This window comes from Idiomarina sp. ST10R2A5, assembly GCF_051842325.1.
GTDB lineage: Bacteria > Pseudomonadota > Gammaproteobacteria > Enterobacterales > Alteromonadaceae > Idiomarina > Idiomarina abyssalis.
This window is the reverse complement of the sequence record NZ_JBNIEX010000010.1, coordinates 16,822-31,383: the sequence shown is the minus strand read 5'-3', so window position 1 is coordinate 31,383 and position 14,562 is coordinate 16,822. Positions and strand designations below refer to the sequence as shown.

Below are 14,562 nucleotides of genomic sequence, written 5' to 3'. Positions count from 1 at the left end.
CATGAGAGAGATATTAAATGCAACGTCAATACAACATATTGAACAGCTGCTCACTAATTTAAGTGAGCGTGCTGAGCAGATCGATGCAAAAAATCGACAAAAGCAGAACGAACTGAGCGAAAAATGGTTCAGTCCATCACTTTTCAGCAAACGCTCTAATCTGGCAATTGATTACGTAACTGAAACTCAGGACACCTTTGCTCAGCTTCAAAGAACTGAAGGTCAACAAGCTCAGTATTATCTTGCGGAGCGTCTGAGCCTGCAATTGGAAGCTTTAACCACGGCATTGCGTATTAATAAGCTTCCTAAGCAAGAACAAGACAGCCGCATTACGGCACAAAATAAGATTCAGCAATTGCATCAACAGCTTGTTACTTACAGAGACTATGAAAGACGGTTGACCGAAAACCTGGATAACGCCGTTTCTCAAAACAATACGGTGTTAATACAACGAGCCCAGCAACGACTTAACCGATGCCAAATGGCTATTGATACTCTGGAGAAAAAGATCAGTCGTTATGAAGAAGGTTGACGTCCCTTTTATTTATTCACCTATATATAGTGAATTAAACTTACCTCCCCGGCATCGGTACCCAATAGAAAAATACCGTTTATTAAAAAATTGGGCAATTAAGCACGGGGCCAAAGAACACCAATGGCATAAACCAAGCGCTCTTAGTTGGCAGCAAGTCGGCCGTACGCATTGTTCAGGTTACATTGAGCAGCTTCGCCAAAACAGCATGGAAAAGACACTCTGGCGCCGCATTGGCTTCCCCTGGTCGGAAAGCTTATTGCAGCGCACATTAACCTCAGCCGGAGGAACTCTGTTAACCACTGAGTTGGCATTAACTCGTGGTATCGCCATTCACTTCTCCGGAGGTTACCATCATGCTCATAAAGACTGGGGAAGTGGTTTTTGCTTAATCAATGATTTGGCAATTGCCTGTAATGAACTGTTGCTTAAGTACCCAAGCTTAAAAATCGCGATATTGGATACCGATGTTCACCAGGGAGACGGAACGGCTACTCTATTTGCTAATGACGACAGAGTTTTTACTTGCTCACTCCATGGCGAGCGCAACTTTCCGTTCTCTAAAGTTGAGTCTGACTTAGACAAACCCTTAGCCAAACATACGTCCGATCAGCAATACCTGGATACTTTGCAGGAGACCCTGCAGTTTATTAAGCGGGACGTTAAGCCCGACCTTATTTTATACGACGCCGGTGTTGATATTTATCAACGTGATGAGCTCGGCCATCTGAATATTAGCCTTGCCGGAATTTTTCAACGTGACCTTTCTGTACTAGGCTTTGCAAAGTGTGAAGATATTCCCCTGGCTGCCGTTATCGGAGGCGGTTATCAACGTAACTTAGATCGTTTAGTCCGCGCTCATGCTCAACTACTAAGAGCCAGCTATCATGTTTATACTGAGAGTCAGCTACTAACAGAAGGAAAAACGTATGAAGTTTGACGATGACATCCACAATTACTATGAACGCTTAGTTGCCGACCGAATAGAAGAGTTAGAACTAGAAAAGCAATACAGTCAGGAGTTTCTTTCTGACCTATGTTGTCTGGTACTTAATCAGTTACCGCCCCGCTACATTCGACACGAGGTGGATATGGCATTCTTCTTGCCCCCTTCAAAGCGACTGGATATGGAGATGCAAGTACATAAAGCAATAACGGAAGCATTGGAATTTCTTAAAGGAAGGAAACGCCCTGATGGCGATTAATAAAATTGGGTGGCGACTCTACCAGCCACACCTCGGCACACACATCCCTGACTACGGCTGCTCCCTTCCGGGCCTGACCGGGTTCGCCAGTTAGCGTTGCGAGGGGACCCGCAGAGTCACCATAAACGCTTTATTCAAAGCGGGCTGCATTATGAACCAGTTATTCGACCGAAACAACCCGCAGCTAACCTTTTGCTTACTTTTTCTGCAGCTTTGCCGCAATAGCCTGACGAGCTTCATCTGAACTTAATGCTTTAGCAAAAAACGTCGCTTCCCGACTGATGCGATCAGAGACAGATTCAGCCGGCTGCTTAAGTAACCGCTTAGAAATTCGTAGCGACTTACTGGATTGTTTACGCAGCTTATCGAGCGTTTCATCAACCACAACGGGCAGACGTTCAAGCGAAACAATATGGTTAACAAAGCCCGCTTGCTGCGCCGCCTGCGCATCAAAGCTTTCACCAAGTAGCAACAACTCCGCCGCTTTTTGATAACCACAAATTTGCGGTAGTAAGAGACTAGAGGCGGCCTCAGGTAACAGCCCCAGCTGTACAAAAGGCAAGGCAAATACGGCTTCATCGCTACTGTAAACAATATCGCAATGCAACAGCAAAGTAGTCCCAATACCTATCGCTAACCCGTTAACAGCCGCAACAACAGGAACCTCGACACGCGCCAGCGTATGCAGGAATTTAAATGGTGGCGCCGACTCGTCTAAGTTCTCAACCGCTAAGAAGTCATTTAAATCGTTCCCCGCAGAAAAGCTGTCACCACTGGATTCAAAAAGTACCGCATGAATTGAGTTGTCAGCGTCCGCAGCTTTCAATGCTTCGTTACACGCTGTGTACATATCCTGGGTAAAAGCATTTTTCTTTTCAGGTCGATTTAGCCGTATACGAACAACGCCGTTATCTTGTGAAATCTGTACGAGCTCTTCAGTACTCAAAATCCGTCTCCTGTCACCGTCTACTGACCGCGGTTTTTCCACGCTTTTTTTGTCGCTTCATGCATTGGGACAATAAGTTCCAGCGCCGTTTTATCGCCGGCTGGTAACTCCATCTGGTTAGGTCGTTTCGGCGTGACTCTCTGCCCCCACTTAATTAAACCGGCTCCGCAAGTGAGTCCACCACCAAATACCGCCGACATAATACTATCACCCGGCTTAATAATGCCGTTATCAGCTGCCTCAGCAAAGGCAATAGGTAAGGTTGCTGAAGAAGTATTTCCGTACTTCTGAATATTAATAACCGTTTTTTCACTCGGTACTTTGCACATTTTACCGAGAAAATCGATGAGTCGTTTGTTCGCCTGATGTGGGATAAGCGCGTCGATATCGTCGGTTGTCATTCCTGTTTGCTGGAAGACATTCTCTACTGCAGCACTCATACCTTTTACGGCACGTTTAAAGATTTCCTGACCAACAAAATCAAACTGCATAATTCCGTCAAAACCGAAACGGTCAAAGCTTAAGCCGAAATCAAGGCTGAGGACATCACGGGCATCCGCATCACAGCTAATATGACTGGCCAGTAAGCCGACTTCTTCATCTGATGCTTCAAGCACCATAGCACCGGCCCCGTCACCAAATAGCACGGCACTTTCGCGTTTAGTCCAGTCAAGAATCCGGGTAAGACGTTCTGCTCCAATGAGCAAAACCTTTTTATGAGCACCAGTCTTTATCGACTGAGTCGCCACATGCATAGCGTATAAAAAGCTGCTGCAAGCAGCATTTAAATCAAACGCAGCAGCGTCTTTGGCACCAATGTTCCGCTGTACAGCCGAGGCGACGTTTGGGATGATTTCGTCCGCAGTGCAAGTACCGACAATAATGAGATCAAGTTCGCTGGGGTCTAAGTCAGCTGCTGCCAGCGCGTTTCGCGCCGCTACAGTTGCCAACTCAGATGTCCCGACATGGCTCACTCTACGTTCAGAAATTCCTGTTCGTGAAACAATCCATTCATCAGATGTTTCAAGAAAGGTCGCAAGGTCATCATTGGTCATTACAGCCGGTGGCAGACATTTTCCCCAACCGGTAATTTCAGCAAATTTAGTCACGGCAAAACCTTTTACTTCTGTCGGCTAGTATCCTCATAATGATAGAGTGTTTTATGACGATACCGTTTCATCGTATCATAGCACGAATCGACGTCAGGTGAATGACCGCCAGGAAAAAGGATAAATCATATGTTTCGAATAATACTTGCAGCTACTTTTGCGCTTTTTATTAGTGCCTGTCAAAGCCAACCTGATCCATTAATCATCAGTGCTGATGCTGTTACAAATAGCCTTAATACTAAAGTAAACCAGTTGAAAGTTGAGGATAAACGCTCCTACTCCTACCTGTATCGTCATAAGAAAGAAGAGGACAAAGCAGAGTTCGCGCCCGCTCAAAGACCTTTAACAGCTATCGTTGAAGAAGCACTGCAGCCGGTAACAGGCTCGAGCAGCAACAAAGGCTTAACCTGGTATGTCACTATTGAAAAAGCGCTGGTTGACGCCACCCTGCACACGATTAAATACGAGCTTGAGCACAGTGTGACCATACGAGTCGAAGCAATGCGCGCTAATCGTAGATACAGTAACTTTTACTCCGGAACCTACAGCTCAACAGGCGGTCTGAAACCTGCTCAGGCCACAATTGAACGACAATTTAAACAACTGTTGAACTCTGTGCTGTCTGACATTGCCAATGATCCTAAACTGCGTCTGCCAGAACAAGAGGACTTTTAATCATGAAGTGGTCGAAGTATTTACTGGGCGTTGCCGCTACCTTCTTTCTCAGTTTCAGTCACGCTGAAATTCAGCCAGATAATCCTTTTCCACGAGTAAAGATGGTGACCTCTATGGGTGATATTGTGGTTGAGTTAAACCGAGACGCTGCTCCCTTAACGGTTAAAAACTTTTTCCGTTACGTTAAAAAAGCACAATATAACGGCACCATATTCCACCGCTTAGTACCCGGTTTTGTCATTCAGGGCGGTGGTTATGACAAAAACTTTCAGGACAAACCCTCTTACGAGAAAATCGTCAATGAGTCAGGTAATGGCTTGAAAAATGAATACGGGACTATTGCTATGGCGCGGGAACGAGAGCCTCACAGCGGCACCCGTCAGTTTTTCTTTAATTTAAACGACAACACCTCTCTCAATCCTGATGATGGTGACTGGGGATACGCTGTCTTTGGTCGCATTGTTGAGGGAATTGAAGTGCTGGAGGCCATGGCTGAGCTAGAGTCACAGGCTTACAGTGATGACATAGGCTGGGCCGACGTACCGGTTGACCCGCCGACTCTGAAACGCATTGAGGTTGTACCGCAAAACTGATGGCAGTCACTAAACCGACGTTCTGGCAGGATCTACAAGTTTATCGTCAATCGCGTGTATGGGTAATATTCGTGCTGGGTATTGCCAGCGGATTTCCATGGGTAATGATTGGCTCGGCTTTATCTGCCTGGTTACAGGAAGTAGGACTCACGCGCTCGGTCATCGGCTATTTTGGAGCGGTTTTTGGTGCCTATTCCATTAACTTCTTGTGGTCCCCTCTTATTGATAACCTCAAGCTTCCCCTCCTGACTCGTTGGTTAGGACAAAGACGGAGCTGGATATTTCTGTGTCAGGCACTCATTGCAGCAGGATGCTTTGCGCTGGCGAGCCTGGATATTACAAGCAATTTGCACTTAGCCGGCTTTATTGCTCTGGGCATAGCGGTTAGTTCCGCGACTCAGGATATAGCCATTGATGCCTATAGGATTGAGTCTTTTGCTGAAACCGAGGGACGTCTACAAAATGCCGGGGCTGCAATGACGACAGCTGGCTGGTGGACAGGTTACAGCGGCTTAGGTGCTTTACCCTTTTTCATTGTCGATGGCGTTGACTGGCAGTGGCAGCATGCTTATTTCGGTCTGGGCTGCGTTATGCTTGCTCTGGCCGTTGTTGTACTCTTTGTGCGTCGTACGACTTATCATAGCGATCCCACGATAAAAACAAAGCTGACTAACTTTTGGCCAGCAATGAAAGAACGCATTTCTATTACTGTTGTTCAGCCAATAGCCGAATTCTTTTCCCGAAACGGTGTAAAGCTGGCCTTATCCATTCTTGCCTTTATCTTTTTGTTTAAAATTGGTGAGGCCTTTCTTGGTCGTATGTCAATAGTCTTTTATAAAGAGATTGGGTTCACAAACGCAGAAATTGGTACCTACTCCAAACTCGTTACCTGGTGGGTGACTATTGTATTTGCTTTGCTTGGCAGCGCAGTCAACCTGCGCCTGGGCATTGTTAAAGGCTTAATGATTGGCGGTATTGCTATGGCGTCATCCAACCTGATGTTTTCCTGGATAGCGTTAGTCGGCCCCGATACTAACCTCTTTTTAAGCGCTGTATTGGTTGATGGCTTTACCAGTGCCTGGTCTACCGTTGCCTTTGTTGCTTTTATCAGCCTGCTCTGTAACCGGACTTTCACCGCAACCCAATACGCATTGATGGCCTCACTGGGGACCCTGGGTAAAACCATGCTAGCGTCCTACAGCGGTGTTATTGTTGACTCTATGCAGGGTAACTGGGCACTGTTTTTTGTCCTAACCGCGGTTATGGTCATACCCAGTCTGGTTTTCCTTTGGTTTATTCGTAAGCCGTTAACGGCATTGGAGAAACAGCGTGATGCCAATTAAATACCACTGGATTACGCTAGGCCCCGGAGCCGTAAGTGGGCTTATTGCCAGCGGGTTATGCGATAACGGCGAATCGGTTTCTGTGTTATCACGCCATAACCGGGCGGCAACTATTGAATGGCAACTTGTTCGCGCACATGAGAAAAGAAACTATAAAGTTCCTGCAACTCAATTACCAATACCGAAAAATAGTGTCTTCATTGTTGCCGTTAAAGCTTTTGATGTTATTAGTGCCTTGCAGCACATAACAGCGCTTGAAGGTTTTGATAAAAGTATGCCTATTGTTTTGAGTCATAACGGCATGGTTGAGCTACCTAAGACATTAAGGCAGCTTAATTTGCATCCTATGGTGACGACTCATGGAGCAGTTAAGAGCAAAAACGAAAACGGTATTATTCGTATTGAGCACAGAGGCACGGGTCGCAGTTGGCTTGAAGTCAGACAAGAAGAGTCAGAGCCCTGGTCACCCCTTCAACACGCCTTCCCGCCACTTGTACTTGAGCAGAATATTAGCCAGCGACGCTGGTTAAAGTTAATAATTAACTGTGTAATAAACCCATTAACAGCCATTTATGGGTGCCAGAATGGCAAGTTACTTGAAGATAAATGGCAATCTCAAATCGTAAGTTTGGTTAACGAAGCCGTTGCTGTGGCTGAAACTCAGAACGTAGTCTTAGATGCTAAGATGTGCCACCGGGAAGTATTGAAAGTTGCACAAGAGACGGCGCTAAATAGCTCATCGATGTTGCAGGATATCAAGCAGCAAAGGCGCACTGAAATAGACCAATTAACCGGTTACTTGATTAAAACAGGTGAGTCGGCAGGTATTGCCACGCCAACTCACCAACAACTCCTGAATGAATTTCAAAAGCGTTACGCTTAATCAGTCTTTATCTTCAATAAAGTCGACTACTTCAAGCCCAAAACCTGATAAAGCCGAATAGCGTTTTGGTGAACTCATTAAATGCATCTTGTGAATATCAAGATCAGCCAAAATCTGTGAACCTAAACCGACATTCCGTGAAGCATTTGAAGCTGACGCAGTAGGTTTGTGCTCACCTTTGTCCTGTGCCTCAAACTCCTGAACCTGTGCAATGATATTATCCGGTGTTTGTTGACGACCAATAATCACCAATACGCCGTCATGTTCAGCAATATAAGACATCGCCTTTTGAATTGGCCAGCTGCGCTTGGCAGCTCGTTCGGTTAAAAAGGTGTCATGGAAAGTGTCCTGTAAGTGAACACGCACATTCGTTACCTTATCCTGGGATAAGTCGCCATGAACCAGTGCATAATGCACCTGCTTGTCTATCGTGTCCTGATAAGTCACCAAATGAAACTTACCAAAGGCTGTAGGCAGGCTGCATTCTGCGACACGTTCAATGGTTTTCTCCTGGATTGAGCGATACTCAATAAGGTCAGCAATGGTGCCTACTTTAATGTCATGCTCTTTAGCAAAAGCTTCAAGGTCAGGGCGACGCGCCATGGTGCCGTCTTCGTTTAACACTTCGACAATAACCGATGCAGGCTCAAAGCCAGCTAAACGCGCTAAGTCGCAACCGGCTTCGGTATGTCCGGCGCGGTTAAGCACCCCACCAGATTTCGCTTTTAACGGGAAAATATGACCCGGCATAACTAAATCTTCGGGCTTAGCATCTTTTTTAACGGCGTCCAGCACTGTTTTCGCTCTGTCGGCAGCAGAGATCCCCGTTGTTACTCCCTCTGCGGCTTCAATGGAAACCGTAAAGTTTGTTGCATAAGGCGCGTTGTTTTTATCGACCATTAACGGAAGGTTAAGTTGCTTACAACGTTCCTCGGTGAGCGTTAAGCAGATAAGTCCACGACCGTAGCGCGCCATAAAATTAATGGATTCAGGCGTTACGCACTCAGCGGCAATAATGATGTCGCCTTCGTTTTCGCGATCTTCATCATCCATCAGGATAACCATTTTTCCCTGACGAATGTCTTCAATAATCTCTTCTGTGCTATGCAGTGACATAACGCTTTACCCTTAATCTTGTGTTTGAGGTACTGCTACCAAGCGTTGATCCGGGCCAACTTGCCGGCGATCAATAACTTTAAATCTTGGCGCTGAAGCTAATTCTAATGGTTCACTCATGTCGATAACCGAACGGCCATGGTGACCCAGTATTTGAGCAGAGCTGTATATCATCATTCGGTCACAGAGTTGCTGTTCAATAAGCGCACCTGCCAGACTAGCGCCGCACTCTGTCCACACCTGATTGATTTCACGTTTAGCTAATTCAATCATCAGTGCTTTTAAACACACTTTGCCGTCTCTGTCTGCTTCAATAATAAGCTCATGGCAATGTGGGTGCCGAGAGGCCTTGCCCGGCGTTGTGCGTACCAGCCAAACAGGCGCCGGTGACTCAAACACCCGGGCATCATCATTCACCCGATGTTGGCTGTCGATAATAATACGTACTGGTTGTTTTAATGGTTCAGGTAGCGGTCGTGATGCCGGCCATTGATTAACTCGTACGGTAAGCTTCGGGTTATCAGCTAAGACCGTTGCTGCGCCGGTCAAAATAGCATCTGCCTGAGCGCGATAAGTCTGCACGTCACTGCGAGATTCCGCAGAGGTAATCCACTGACTGCGACCGTCCGCCAAAGCGGTTTTCCCATCGAGTGAAGTCGCCATTTTTAAGGTGAGCCACGGGCGTTGTCGTGTCATGCGGGAAATAAAACCGGGGTTCAAACTCTCGGCTGCGGACTGCAACGTACCAACGTCAACACGTATGCCTGCCTCTTCTAAACGCTTAATCCCGTTACCACTGACGCGGGGATTAGGATCCCGCATAGCCACAACAACGCGGGCAACGCCAGCTTCAATCAGAGCGTCGGCACAAGGCGGAGTTCGTCCAATATGGCTGCAGGGTTCAAGAGTGACATAAGCGGTTGCCCCTTTTGCCTTTGTACCTGCAAACCGCAAAGCATGAGCTTCGGCATGAGCTTCACCTGCCTGATGATGCCAACCTTCTGCGATAACTTCTTCGCCGACAGTAATGACACAGCCCACAGCCGGGTTAGGCCGGGTTGTCATTAACCCACGCCGCGCGAGTTTTAACGCGCGGTGCATCATTATATGGTCAAACTGTTGTTCTAATAAATTAGTCATTCAGGCGTGCGATTTCTTCACCAAACTCACGGATATCTTCGAAAGAACGGTACACCGACGCAAAACGAACATAAGCAACTTTATCAATCTGTTTCAGGTTTTCCATAACCAAACTACCGATAAAGTTGCTGCTAATTTCGCGCTCACCGGTGGCGCGTATGCTCGACTTTATTTTGTTGATTGCCTGCTCCATCAGTTCAAGACTCACAGGACGCTTTTCCAACGCTCTTAATAAACCGTTGCGCAGCTTATCTTCGTTAAATGGTTCACGCGAACCATCGGTTTTGATGACTCGCGGCATAATCAGCTCTGCCGTTTCAAAGGTCGTAAAGCGCTCTTTGCAATGGTTGCATTCACGCCTGCGACGAACCGAGGCCCCATCCGCAACAAGTCGCGAATCGATAACCTTAGTATCTTGTGTGCCGCAAAATGGACAATGCATTGCCTGACTCCTTTAAGTGCGCTTTACAACTGCTATTCATTAACCGTAAACAGGAAACCTGGCGCATAACGCTTTTACTTGCTCGCGAACTTCGCTGATTTTGCTTTCATCAGAAATGTCATCCAGAACATCGCAAATCCAGTTCGCAACCTGCTCGGCTTCTACTTCTTTAAAACCACGACGGGTAATAGCCGGTGTGCCTAAACGCAAACCTGAAGTGACAAACGGTGAGCGCGGATCATTAGGCACGGCATTCTTGTTCACGGTAATAAAAGCATTACCTAAAGCTGCATCCGCATCTTTACCGGTAATATCTTTGTCAATTAAGTCAACCAGGAACAAGTGGTTCTGAGTGCCATTGGAGACGATTTTATAGCCGCGCGCCTGCATGGTTTTAACCATAGCATTGGCGTTCACTAATACCTGCTTTTGATATTCTTTAAATTCCGGCTGCAAGGCTTCCTGGAAAGCAACCGCTTTACCAGCAATAACATGGCAAAGTGGGCCACCCTGGTTACCCGGGAATACCGCGCTGTTTAACTTCTTGTGTAATTTCTCATCGTCACTACCTGAAATGATCAAACCGCCACGTGGACCCGCAAGAGTTTTGTGTGTGGTCGTCGTAACAACGTGAGCATAAGGTACCGGGTTAGGATATTCACCGGCGGCAATTAAGCCTGCAACATGAGCCATGTCGACCATTAGATAGGCATCGACTTTGTCAGCAATTTCACGGAACTTTTTCCAGTCAACAATACCAGAGTAGGCTGAGAAGCCTGCAACAATCACTTTCGGCTTATGTTCTTGCGCCAGCTTTTCAACTTCGGCGTAATCGATTTCGCCAGTGGACTCATCCAAACCATATGAAACCGCGTTGTAGAGTTTGCCTGAAAAATTAACCCCGGAACCGTGAGTTAAGTGACCGCCGTGAGCCAGACTCATACCAAGGAAAGTATCACCGGCTTCCATAAGAGCCATGAAAGCTGCGGTATTTGCCTGAGAACCTGAGTGCGGCTGAACGTTTGCGTACTTAGCACCAAACAGTTGCTTTGCGCGCTCAATAGCTAAGTCTTCGACTTTATCGACAAACTCGCAGCCCCCGTAATAGCGCTTATGCGGATAGCCTTCTGCGTATTTATTGGTTAGCTGCGAGCCCTGAGCCTGCATAACCCGCGGACTGGTATAGTTTTCTGATGCAATCAGTTCAATGTGTTGTTCCTGACGTTCAACTTCACCTTGCATCGCCTGCCATAAGTCCGCATCAAAGTCGGCAATGTTCATCTCAGATTTCAGCATTACAGCTCTCCAAATCATTAAATGGTCTTAATTTGTCCGGTATTTTACCTTAAAACACAAATGAGTGCCTAGTTCAGCGCAACAAAGTTTGGGGATGTTCGTAAATAACAGTAAACTATGCAGTAACTTTTTTGTTGATAGGAAGGATTTTACGTCGCTATGGCGCAATATATCTATTCAATGTCTCAGGTGAGCAAAGTTGTTCCACCTAAGAAAACCATCTTAAAAGATATTTCTCTGTCGTTTTTTCCGGGGGCCAAAATTGGTGTTCTGGGTGTCAACGGTGCCGGTAAGTCAACCTTATTACGCATTATGGCGGGTGTTGATAAAGAGTACGAAGGTGAAGCCCGCGCTTTATCGGGAACTCAAATTGGTTATCTGCCTCAGGAACCACAACTGGACGAAAATAAAACGGTGAAAGAAACCGTTGAAGAAGCGGTGGCGGATGTTAAAGAGGCCTTCGCTAAACTCGATGAAATTTACGCAGCTTACGCCGACGAAAATGCGGACTTTGACGCCCTGTCAAAAGAGCAAGGCGAACTAGAAGCTTTACTACAGGCAAAAGACGGTCACAACATCGACAATATTCTTGAACGTGCAGCCGATGCACTGCGCTTACCTGAGTGGGATGCCAAAATAGGCAACTTGTCGGGTGGTGAAAGACGCCGAGTCGCGATTTGCCGCTTACTGTTATCTAAGCCTGATATGCTGCTGTTAGACGAGCCTACCAACCACCTGGATGCGGAATCTGTGGCCTGGCTTGAACGTTTCCTGCACGATTACACAGGCACCGTCGTTGCCATTACCCACGACCGTTACTTCCTTGATAACGTTGCTGGTTGGATCCTTGAACTTGACCGTGGCTATGGTATTCCATGGGAAGGTAACTACTCTTCCTGGCTGGAACAGAAAGAGAAACGCCTGGAGCAGGAAGAGCGTTCAGAAAAAGCACGCCAGCGCACCATTAAACAAGAGCTGGAGTGGGTACGTACTAACCCCAAGGGCCGTCAGGCGAAAAGCAAAGCACGTCTTAATCGCTTTGAAGAGCTGCAAAGTGGCGACTACCAGAAACGTAACGAGACCAACGAGTTGTTTATTCCGCCAGGCCCTCGCCTGGGTGATAAGGTCATTGAAGTTAACGGTATTAGTAAGGCTTACGAGAAGCGCCAGCTTATCGACAACCTAAGCTTCAGTGTTCCTAAAGGTGCTATTGTCGGTATTATCGGCCCTAACGGCGCGGGTAAATCAACCTTGTTCCGTATGATCAGCGGCGAAGAAAAACCGGACAGTGGTTCTATCGAATTGGGTGAAACCGTGCAACTGGCCAGTGTTGATCAGTTCCGCGACAACATGGATGACAAGAAAACCGTCTTTGAAGAAATTACTGACGGTAACGACATCCTGAAGATTGGTAACTTTGAAGTTAATGGTCGCGCTTATGTCGGTCGCTTTAACTTCCGCGGTACCGACCAACAAAAACGCATTGGCGAGCTATCTGGTGGTGAACGTAACCGGGTGCATTTAGCTAAGCTGTTAAAAGCCGGCGGTAACGTTCTGTTGCTCGATGAGCCAACCAACGACTTGGACGTTGAAACCTTGCGCGCACTTGAGGAAGCCATTCTGGAATTCCCGGGCTCTGTCATGGTTATCTCGCACGACCGCTGGTTCCTTGACCGTATCGCTACCCATATTCTGGATTACCGCGACGAAGGCGAAGTGATCTTCTACGAAGGTAACTACAGCGACTATGAAGCTTACATGAAAGAGAAATTTGGTGAGCAGGCGATGGAGCCACATCGCATTAAATACAAACCTATTGGTTAATAGGCTGGGTATCAAAAGGGAGCATAGAGCTCCCTTTTTTCTGCAAGCTACATCACATCCAGTGCTTGTTGAAGGTTCTTCACGCCAATCACTTCCATGCCTTTTGGTGACGTTTTTGGCGCATTACCGACAGGCACAATGGCTTTTTTGAAACCGTGTTTAGCCGCTTCGTTTAATCGCTCCAGGCCATTAGGTACCGGGCGTATCTCACCGGCCAAACCAACCTCACCAAACACAATTAATTCGCGCGGCAATGGTTCTCCTTTAAAGCTGGAGACAATGGCAAGCAACAACGCTAAGTCTGCTGACGTTTCGGAGACTTTAACGCCACCAACAACGTTCACAAAAACGTCCTGATCAGACACCTGCAAGCCACCGTGCCGATGCAAAACAGCCAGTAATAATGCTAATCGCGTTTGTTCCAGCCCCACAGCAACCCGGCGTGGGTTTGCCAGAGCCGAGTAATCAACCAGCGCCTGAATTTCAACCAATAGCGGTCGCGTACCTTCCCAAACCACCATAACAACCGAGCCATTTCCCTGGTCCTCCGCTCGTTGCAGGAATATAGCCGATGGATTTGAAACCTCTTTCAAACCACCGCCTGTCATCGCAAATACGCCAAGCTCGTTCACTGCACCAAAGCGATTTTTAGTACCGCGCAGAGTGCGATAGCGCGAGTCTGATGAGCCATCCAGAAGTACAGAGCAGTCAATGCAATGCTCCAGAACTTTAGGCCCGGCCAAATGCCCTTCTTTGGTCACGTGTCCTACCATAATAATGGCAACGTTCTTTTGCTTTGCGTAGCGCGTTAAAAAAGCTGCCGCCTCACGAACCTGCGAAACACTGCCCGGCGCTGACTGAATGTCAGCCATATGCATTACCTGAATGGAATCAATGACCATAATGGCAGGTTTTTCTTTGTCGGCCAGCTGACAAATACTTTCTACCGAGGTTTCAGAGAGCATGCGCAATTTGTCGGTTGGCAGATTAAGCCGCTGTGCCCGCATTGCTACCTGCTGCAAAGATTCCTCACCGGTCACGTAAAGCGCTGGCATACGCTCCGCCAACTTACATAGGGTTTGCAATAATAAAGTACTCTTACCGGCACCGGGTGAACCACCTATCAGTATTGCCGAACCGGGGACTACACCACCACCTAAAACCCGGTCAAATTCCTGAAAACCCGAGCTGAAACGCGGGACTTCCTGCAAGTCGACCTCGTTAAGAGTCTGAACCCTGGCATCGGTAATACCACTAAAGCCCCGACGGTCTGACGAATTAGAGGTTGTTTTAGACGTTAAACGAATTTCAGTAAGCGTATTCCAGGCCTTACATTCCGTGCATTGTCCCAGCCAACGAGGGAAGTCTGCACCACAGTCATTACACACATATGCACTTTTTGCTTTTGCCATTCGTCTGCTTCTCGTTTTATGATGAGGTATTACTCAAGAATAATTA

At 47.1% G+C, this 14,562-nt stretch carries 15 protein-coding genes and 1 other RNA gene; 8 read left to right on the top strand and 8 right to left on the bottom strand.

Annotated elements, in window-relative coordinates; translation table 11 throughout:
- Position 1: 1 nt before the first annotated feature.
- The 3 genes from ACP7FG_RS11525 to ACP7FG_RS11515 are packed head-to-tail and all read left to right on the top strand — an operon-like array spanning position 2 to position 1,737.
- Entirely contained in the window at positions 2-532 is a 531-nt protein-coding gene (locus tag ACP7FG_RS11525; protein WP_439226450.1) for a primosomal replication protein, read from the top strand.
- On the top strand, positions 519-1,472 hold the full coding sequence (locus ACP7FG_RS11520; RefSeq protein WP_439226449.1) for a histone deacetylase family protein: 954 nt from the start codon (positions 519-521) through the stop codon (positions 1,470-1,472). Before ACP7FG_RS11525 ends, ACP7FG_RS11520 begins: the two co-directional genes overlap by 14 nt.
- Positions 1,462-1,737, top strand: coding sequence for a late competence development ComFB family protein (locus tag ACP7FG_RS11515; protein ID WP_054491086.1), 276 nt, complete (start codon positions 1,462-1,464; stop codon positions 1,735-1,737). Before ACP7FG_RS11520 ends, ACP7FG_RS11515 begins: the two co-directional genes overlap by 11 nt.
- Before the next feature lie 16 nt (positions 1,738-1,753).
- On the opposite strand, the gene ffs is transcribed toward ACP7FG_RS11515, so the two are convergent.
- From ffs to ACP7FG_RS11500, 3 genes are all read right to left on the bottom strand, one after another.
- An RNA gene (gene ffs / locus ACP7FG_RS11510) (signal recognition particle sRNA small type) lies at positions 1,754-1,850 on the bottom strand.
- An 83-nt stretch (positions 1,851-1,933) separates the two neighbouring features.
- Positions 1,934-2,683 carry an enoyl-CoA hydratase gene (locus tag ACP7FG_RS11505; protein ID WP_439226448.1) on the bottom strand — a complete coding sequence of 250 codons (750 nt, stop codon included), beginning with the start codon at positions 2,681-2,683 and terminating at the stop codon, positions 1,934-1,936.
- Positions 2,684-2,703: 20 nt separating this feature from the next.
- Positions 2,704-3,792: a ketoacyl-ACP synthase III gene (locus tag ACP7FG_RS11500; RefSeq protein WP_054491088.1), complete on the bottom strand. Its 1,089-nt coding sequence runs from the start codon at positions 3,790-3,792 to the stop codon at positions 2,704-2,706.
- A gap of 129 nt (positions 3,793-3,921) precedes the next feature.
- On the opposite strand from ACP7FG_RS11500, the gene ACP7FG_RS11495 reads away from it, so the two are divergent.
- Genes ACP7FG_RS11495 through ACP7FG_RS11480 form a run of 4 tightly spaced genes read left to right on the top strand, consistent with a single transcriptional unit; the run spans position 3,922 to position 7,286 of the window.
- On the top strand, positions 3,922-4,467 hold the full coding sequence (locus tag ACP7FG_RS11495) for a YajG family lipoprotein (RefSeq protein WP_439226447.1): 546 nt from the start codon (positions 3,922-3,924) through the stop codon (positions 4,465-4,467).
- A gap of 2 nt (positions 4,468-4,469) precedes the next feature.
- The gene (locus ACP7FG_RS11490) at positions 4,470-5,060 is read left to right on the top strand and encodes a peptidylprolyl isomerase (protein WP_199493865.1); all 591 of its coding nucleotides are present in this window, start codon (positions 4,470-4,472) and stop codon (positions 5,058-5,060) included.
- Entirely contained in the window at positions 5,060-6,403 is a 1,344-nt protein-coding gene (locus ACP7FG_RS11485) for an AmpG family muropeptide MFS transporter (protein WP_439226446.1), read from the top strand. Before ACP7FG_RS11490 ends, ACP7FG_RS11485 begins: the two co-directional genes overlap by 1 nt.
- Complete coding sequence (locus tag ACP7FG_RS11480; protein ID WP_224797598.1) at positions 6,393-7,286, top strand: ketopantoate reductase family protein; 894 nt, start codon at positions 6,393-6,395, stop codon at positions 7,284-7,286. The genes ACP7FG_RS11485 and ACP7FG_RS11480 overlap by 11 nt, the downstream gene beginning before the upstream one ends.
- Here the strand turns inward: ACP7FG_RS11480 and ribBA are convergent, their stop codons facing one another.
- The 4 genes from ribBA to glyA are packed head-to-tail and all read right to left on the bottom strand — an operon-like array spanning position 7,287 to position 11,280.
- Positions 7,287-8,402 carry a bifunctional 3,4-dihydroxy-2-butanone-4-phosphate synthase/GTP cyclohydrolase II gene (gene ribBA / locus ACP7FG_RS11475; RefSeq protein WP_224797155.1) on the bottom strand — a complete coding sequence of 372 codons (1,116 nt, stop codon included), beginning with the start codon at positions 8,400-8,402 and terminating at the stop codon, positions 7,287-7,289.
- Positions 8,403-8,414: 12 nt separating this feature from the next.
- A complete protein-coding gene (gene ribD / locus ACP7FG_RS11470) occupies positions 8,415-9,542 on the bottom strand; it encodes a bifunctional diaminohydroxyphosphoribosylaminopyrimidine deaminase/5-amino-6-(5-phosphoribosylamino)uracil reductase RibD (protein ID WP_439226445.1) in 1,128 nt (375 codons plus the stop codon).
- Positions 9,535-9,984: a transcriptional regulator NrdR gene (nrdR, locus tag ACP7FG_RS11465; RefSeq protein ID WP_054491095.1), complete on the bottom strand. Its 450-nt coding sequence runs from the start codon at positions 9,982-9,984 to the stop codon at positions 9,535-9,537. Before nrdR ends, ribD begins: the two co-directional genes overlap by 8 nt.
- A 39-nt stretch (positions 9,985-10,023) precedes the next feature.
- Entirely contained in the window at positions 10,024-11,280 is a 1,257-nt protein-coding gene (gene glyA / locus ACP7FG_RS11460; RefSeq protein ID WP_439226444.1) for a serine hydroxymethyltransferase, read from the bottom strand.
- Positions 11,281-11,439: 159 nt separating this feature from the next.
- Between glyA and ettA the strand changes: the two genes are divergently transcribed.
- Positions 11,440-13,104, top strand: coding sequence for an energy-dependent translational throttle protein EttA (ettA, locus tag ACP7FG_RS11455; RefSeq protein ID WP_439226443.1), 1,665 nt, complete (start codon positions 11,440-11,442; stop codon positions 13,102-13,104).
- A gap of 47 nt (positions 13,105-13,151) precedes the next feature.
- On the opposite strand, the gene radA is transcribed toward ettA, so the two are convergent.
- Positions 13,152-14,516 carry a DNA repair protein RadA gene (gene radA, locus ACP7FG_RS11450; protein WP_054491098.1) on the bottom strand — a complete coding sequence of 455 codons (1,365 nt, stop codon included), beginning with the start codon at positions 14,514-14,516 and terminating at the stop codon, positions 13,152-13,154.
- Between the last annotated feature and the right edge of the window lie 46 nt (positions 14,517-14,562).

Coding starts and splice junctions, on each gene's coding strand:
- radA (WP_054491098.1), bottom strand. CDS start 14,516: ATGGCAAAAGCAAAAAGTGCATATGTGTGTAATGACTGTGGTGCAGAC.
- ACP7FG_RS11480 (WP_224797598.1), top strand. CDS start 6,393: ATGCCAATTAAATACCACTGGATTACGCTAGGCCCCGGAGCCGTAAGT.
- ACP7FG_RS11515 (WP_054491086.1), top strand. CDS start 1,462: ATGAAGTTTGACGATGACATCCACAATTACTATGAACGCTTAGTTGCC.
- ettA (WP_439226443.1), top strand. CDS start 11,440: ATGGCGCAATATATCTATTCAATGTCTCAGGTGAGCAAAGTTGTTCCA.
- ribD (WP_439226445.1), bottom strand. CDS start 9,542: ATGACTAATTTATTAGAACAACAGTTTGACCATATAATGATGCACCGC.
- ACP7FG_RS11520 (WP_439226449.1), top strand. CDS start 519: ATGAAGAAGGTTGACGTCCCTTTTATTTATTCACCTATATATAGTGAA.
- ACP7FG_RS11485 (WP_439226446.1), top strand. CDS start 5,060: ATGGCAGTCACTAAACCGACGTTCTGGCAGGATCTACAAGTTTATCGT.
- ACP7FG_RS11490 (WP_199493865.1), top strand. CDS start 4,470: ATGAAGTGGTCGAAGTATTTACTGGGCGTTGCCGCTACCTTCTTTCTC.
- ribBA (WP_224797155.1), bottom strand. CDS start 8,402: ATGTCACTGCATAGCACAGAAGAGATTATTGAAGACATTCGTCAGGGA.
- nrdR (WP_054491095.1), bottom strand. CDS start 9,984: ATGCATTGTCCATTTTGCGGCACACAAGATACTAAGGTTATCGATTCG.
- ACP7FG_RS11525 (WP_439226450.1), top strand. CDS start 2: ATGAGAGAGATATTAAATGCAACGTCAATACAACATATTGAACAGCTG.
- glyA (WP_439226444.1), bottom strand. CDS start 11,280: ATGCTGAAATCTGAGATGAACATTGCCGACTTTGATGCGGACTTATGG.
- ACP7FG_RS11495 (WP_439226447.1), top strand. CDS start 3,922: ATGTTTCGAATAATACTTGCAGCTACTTTTGCGCTTTTTATTAGTGCC.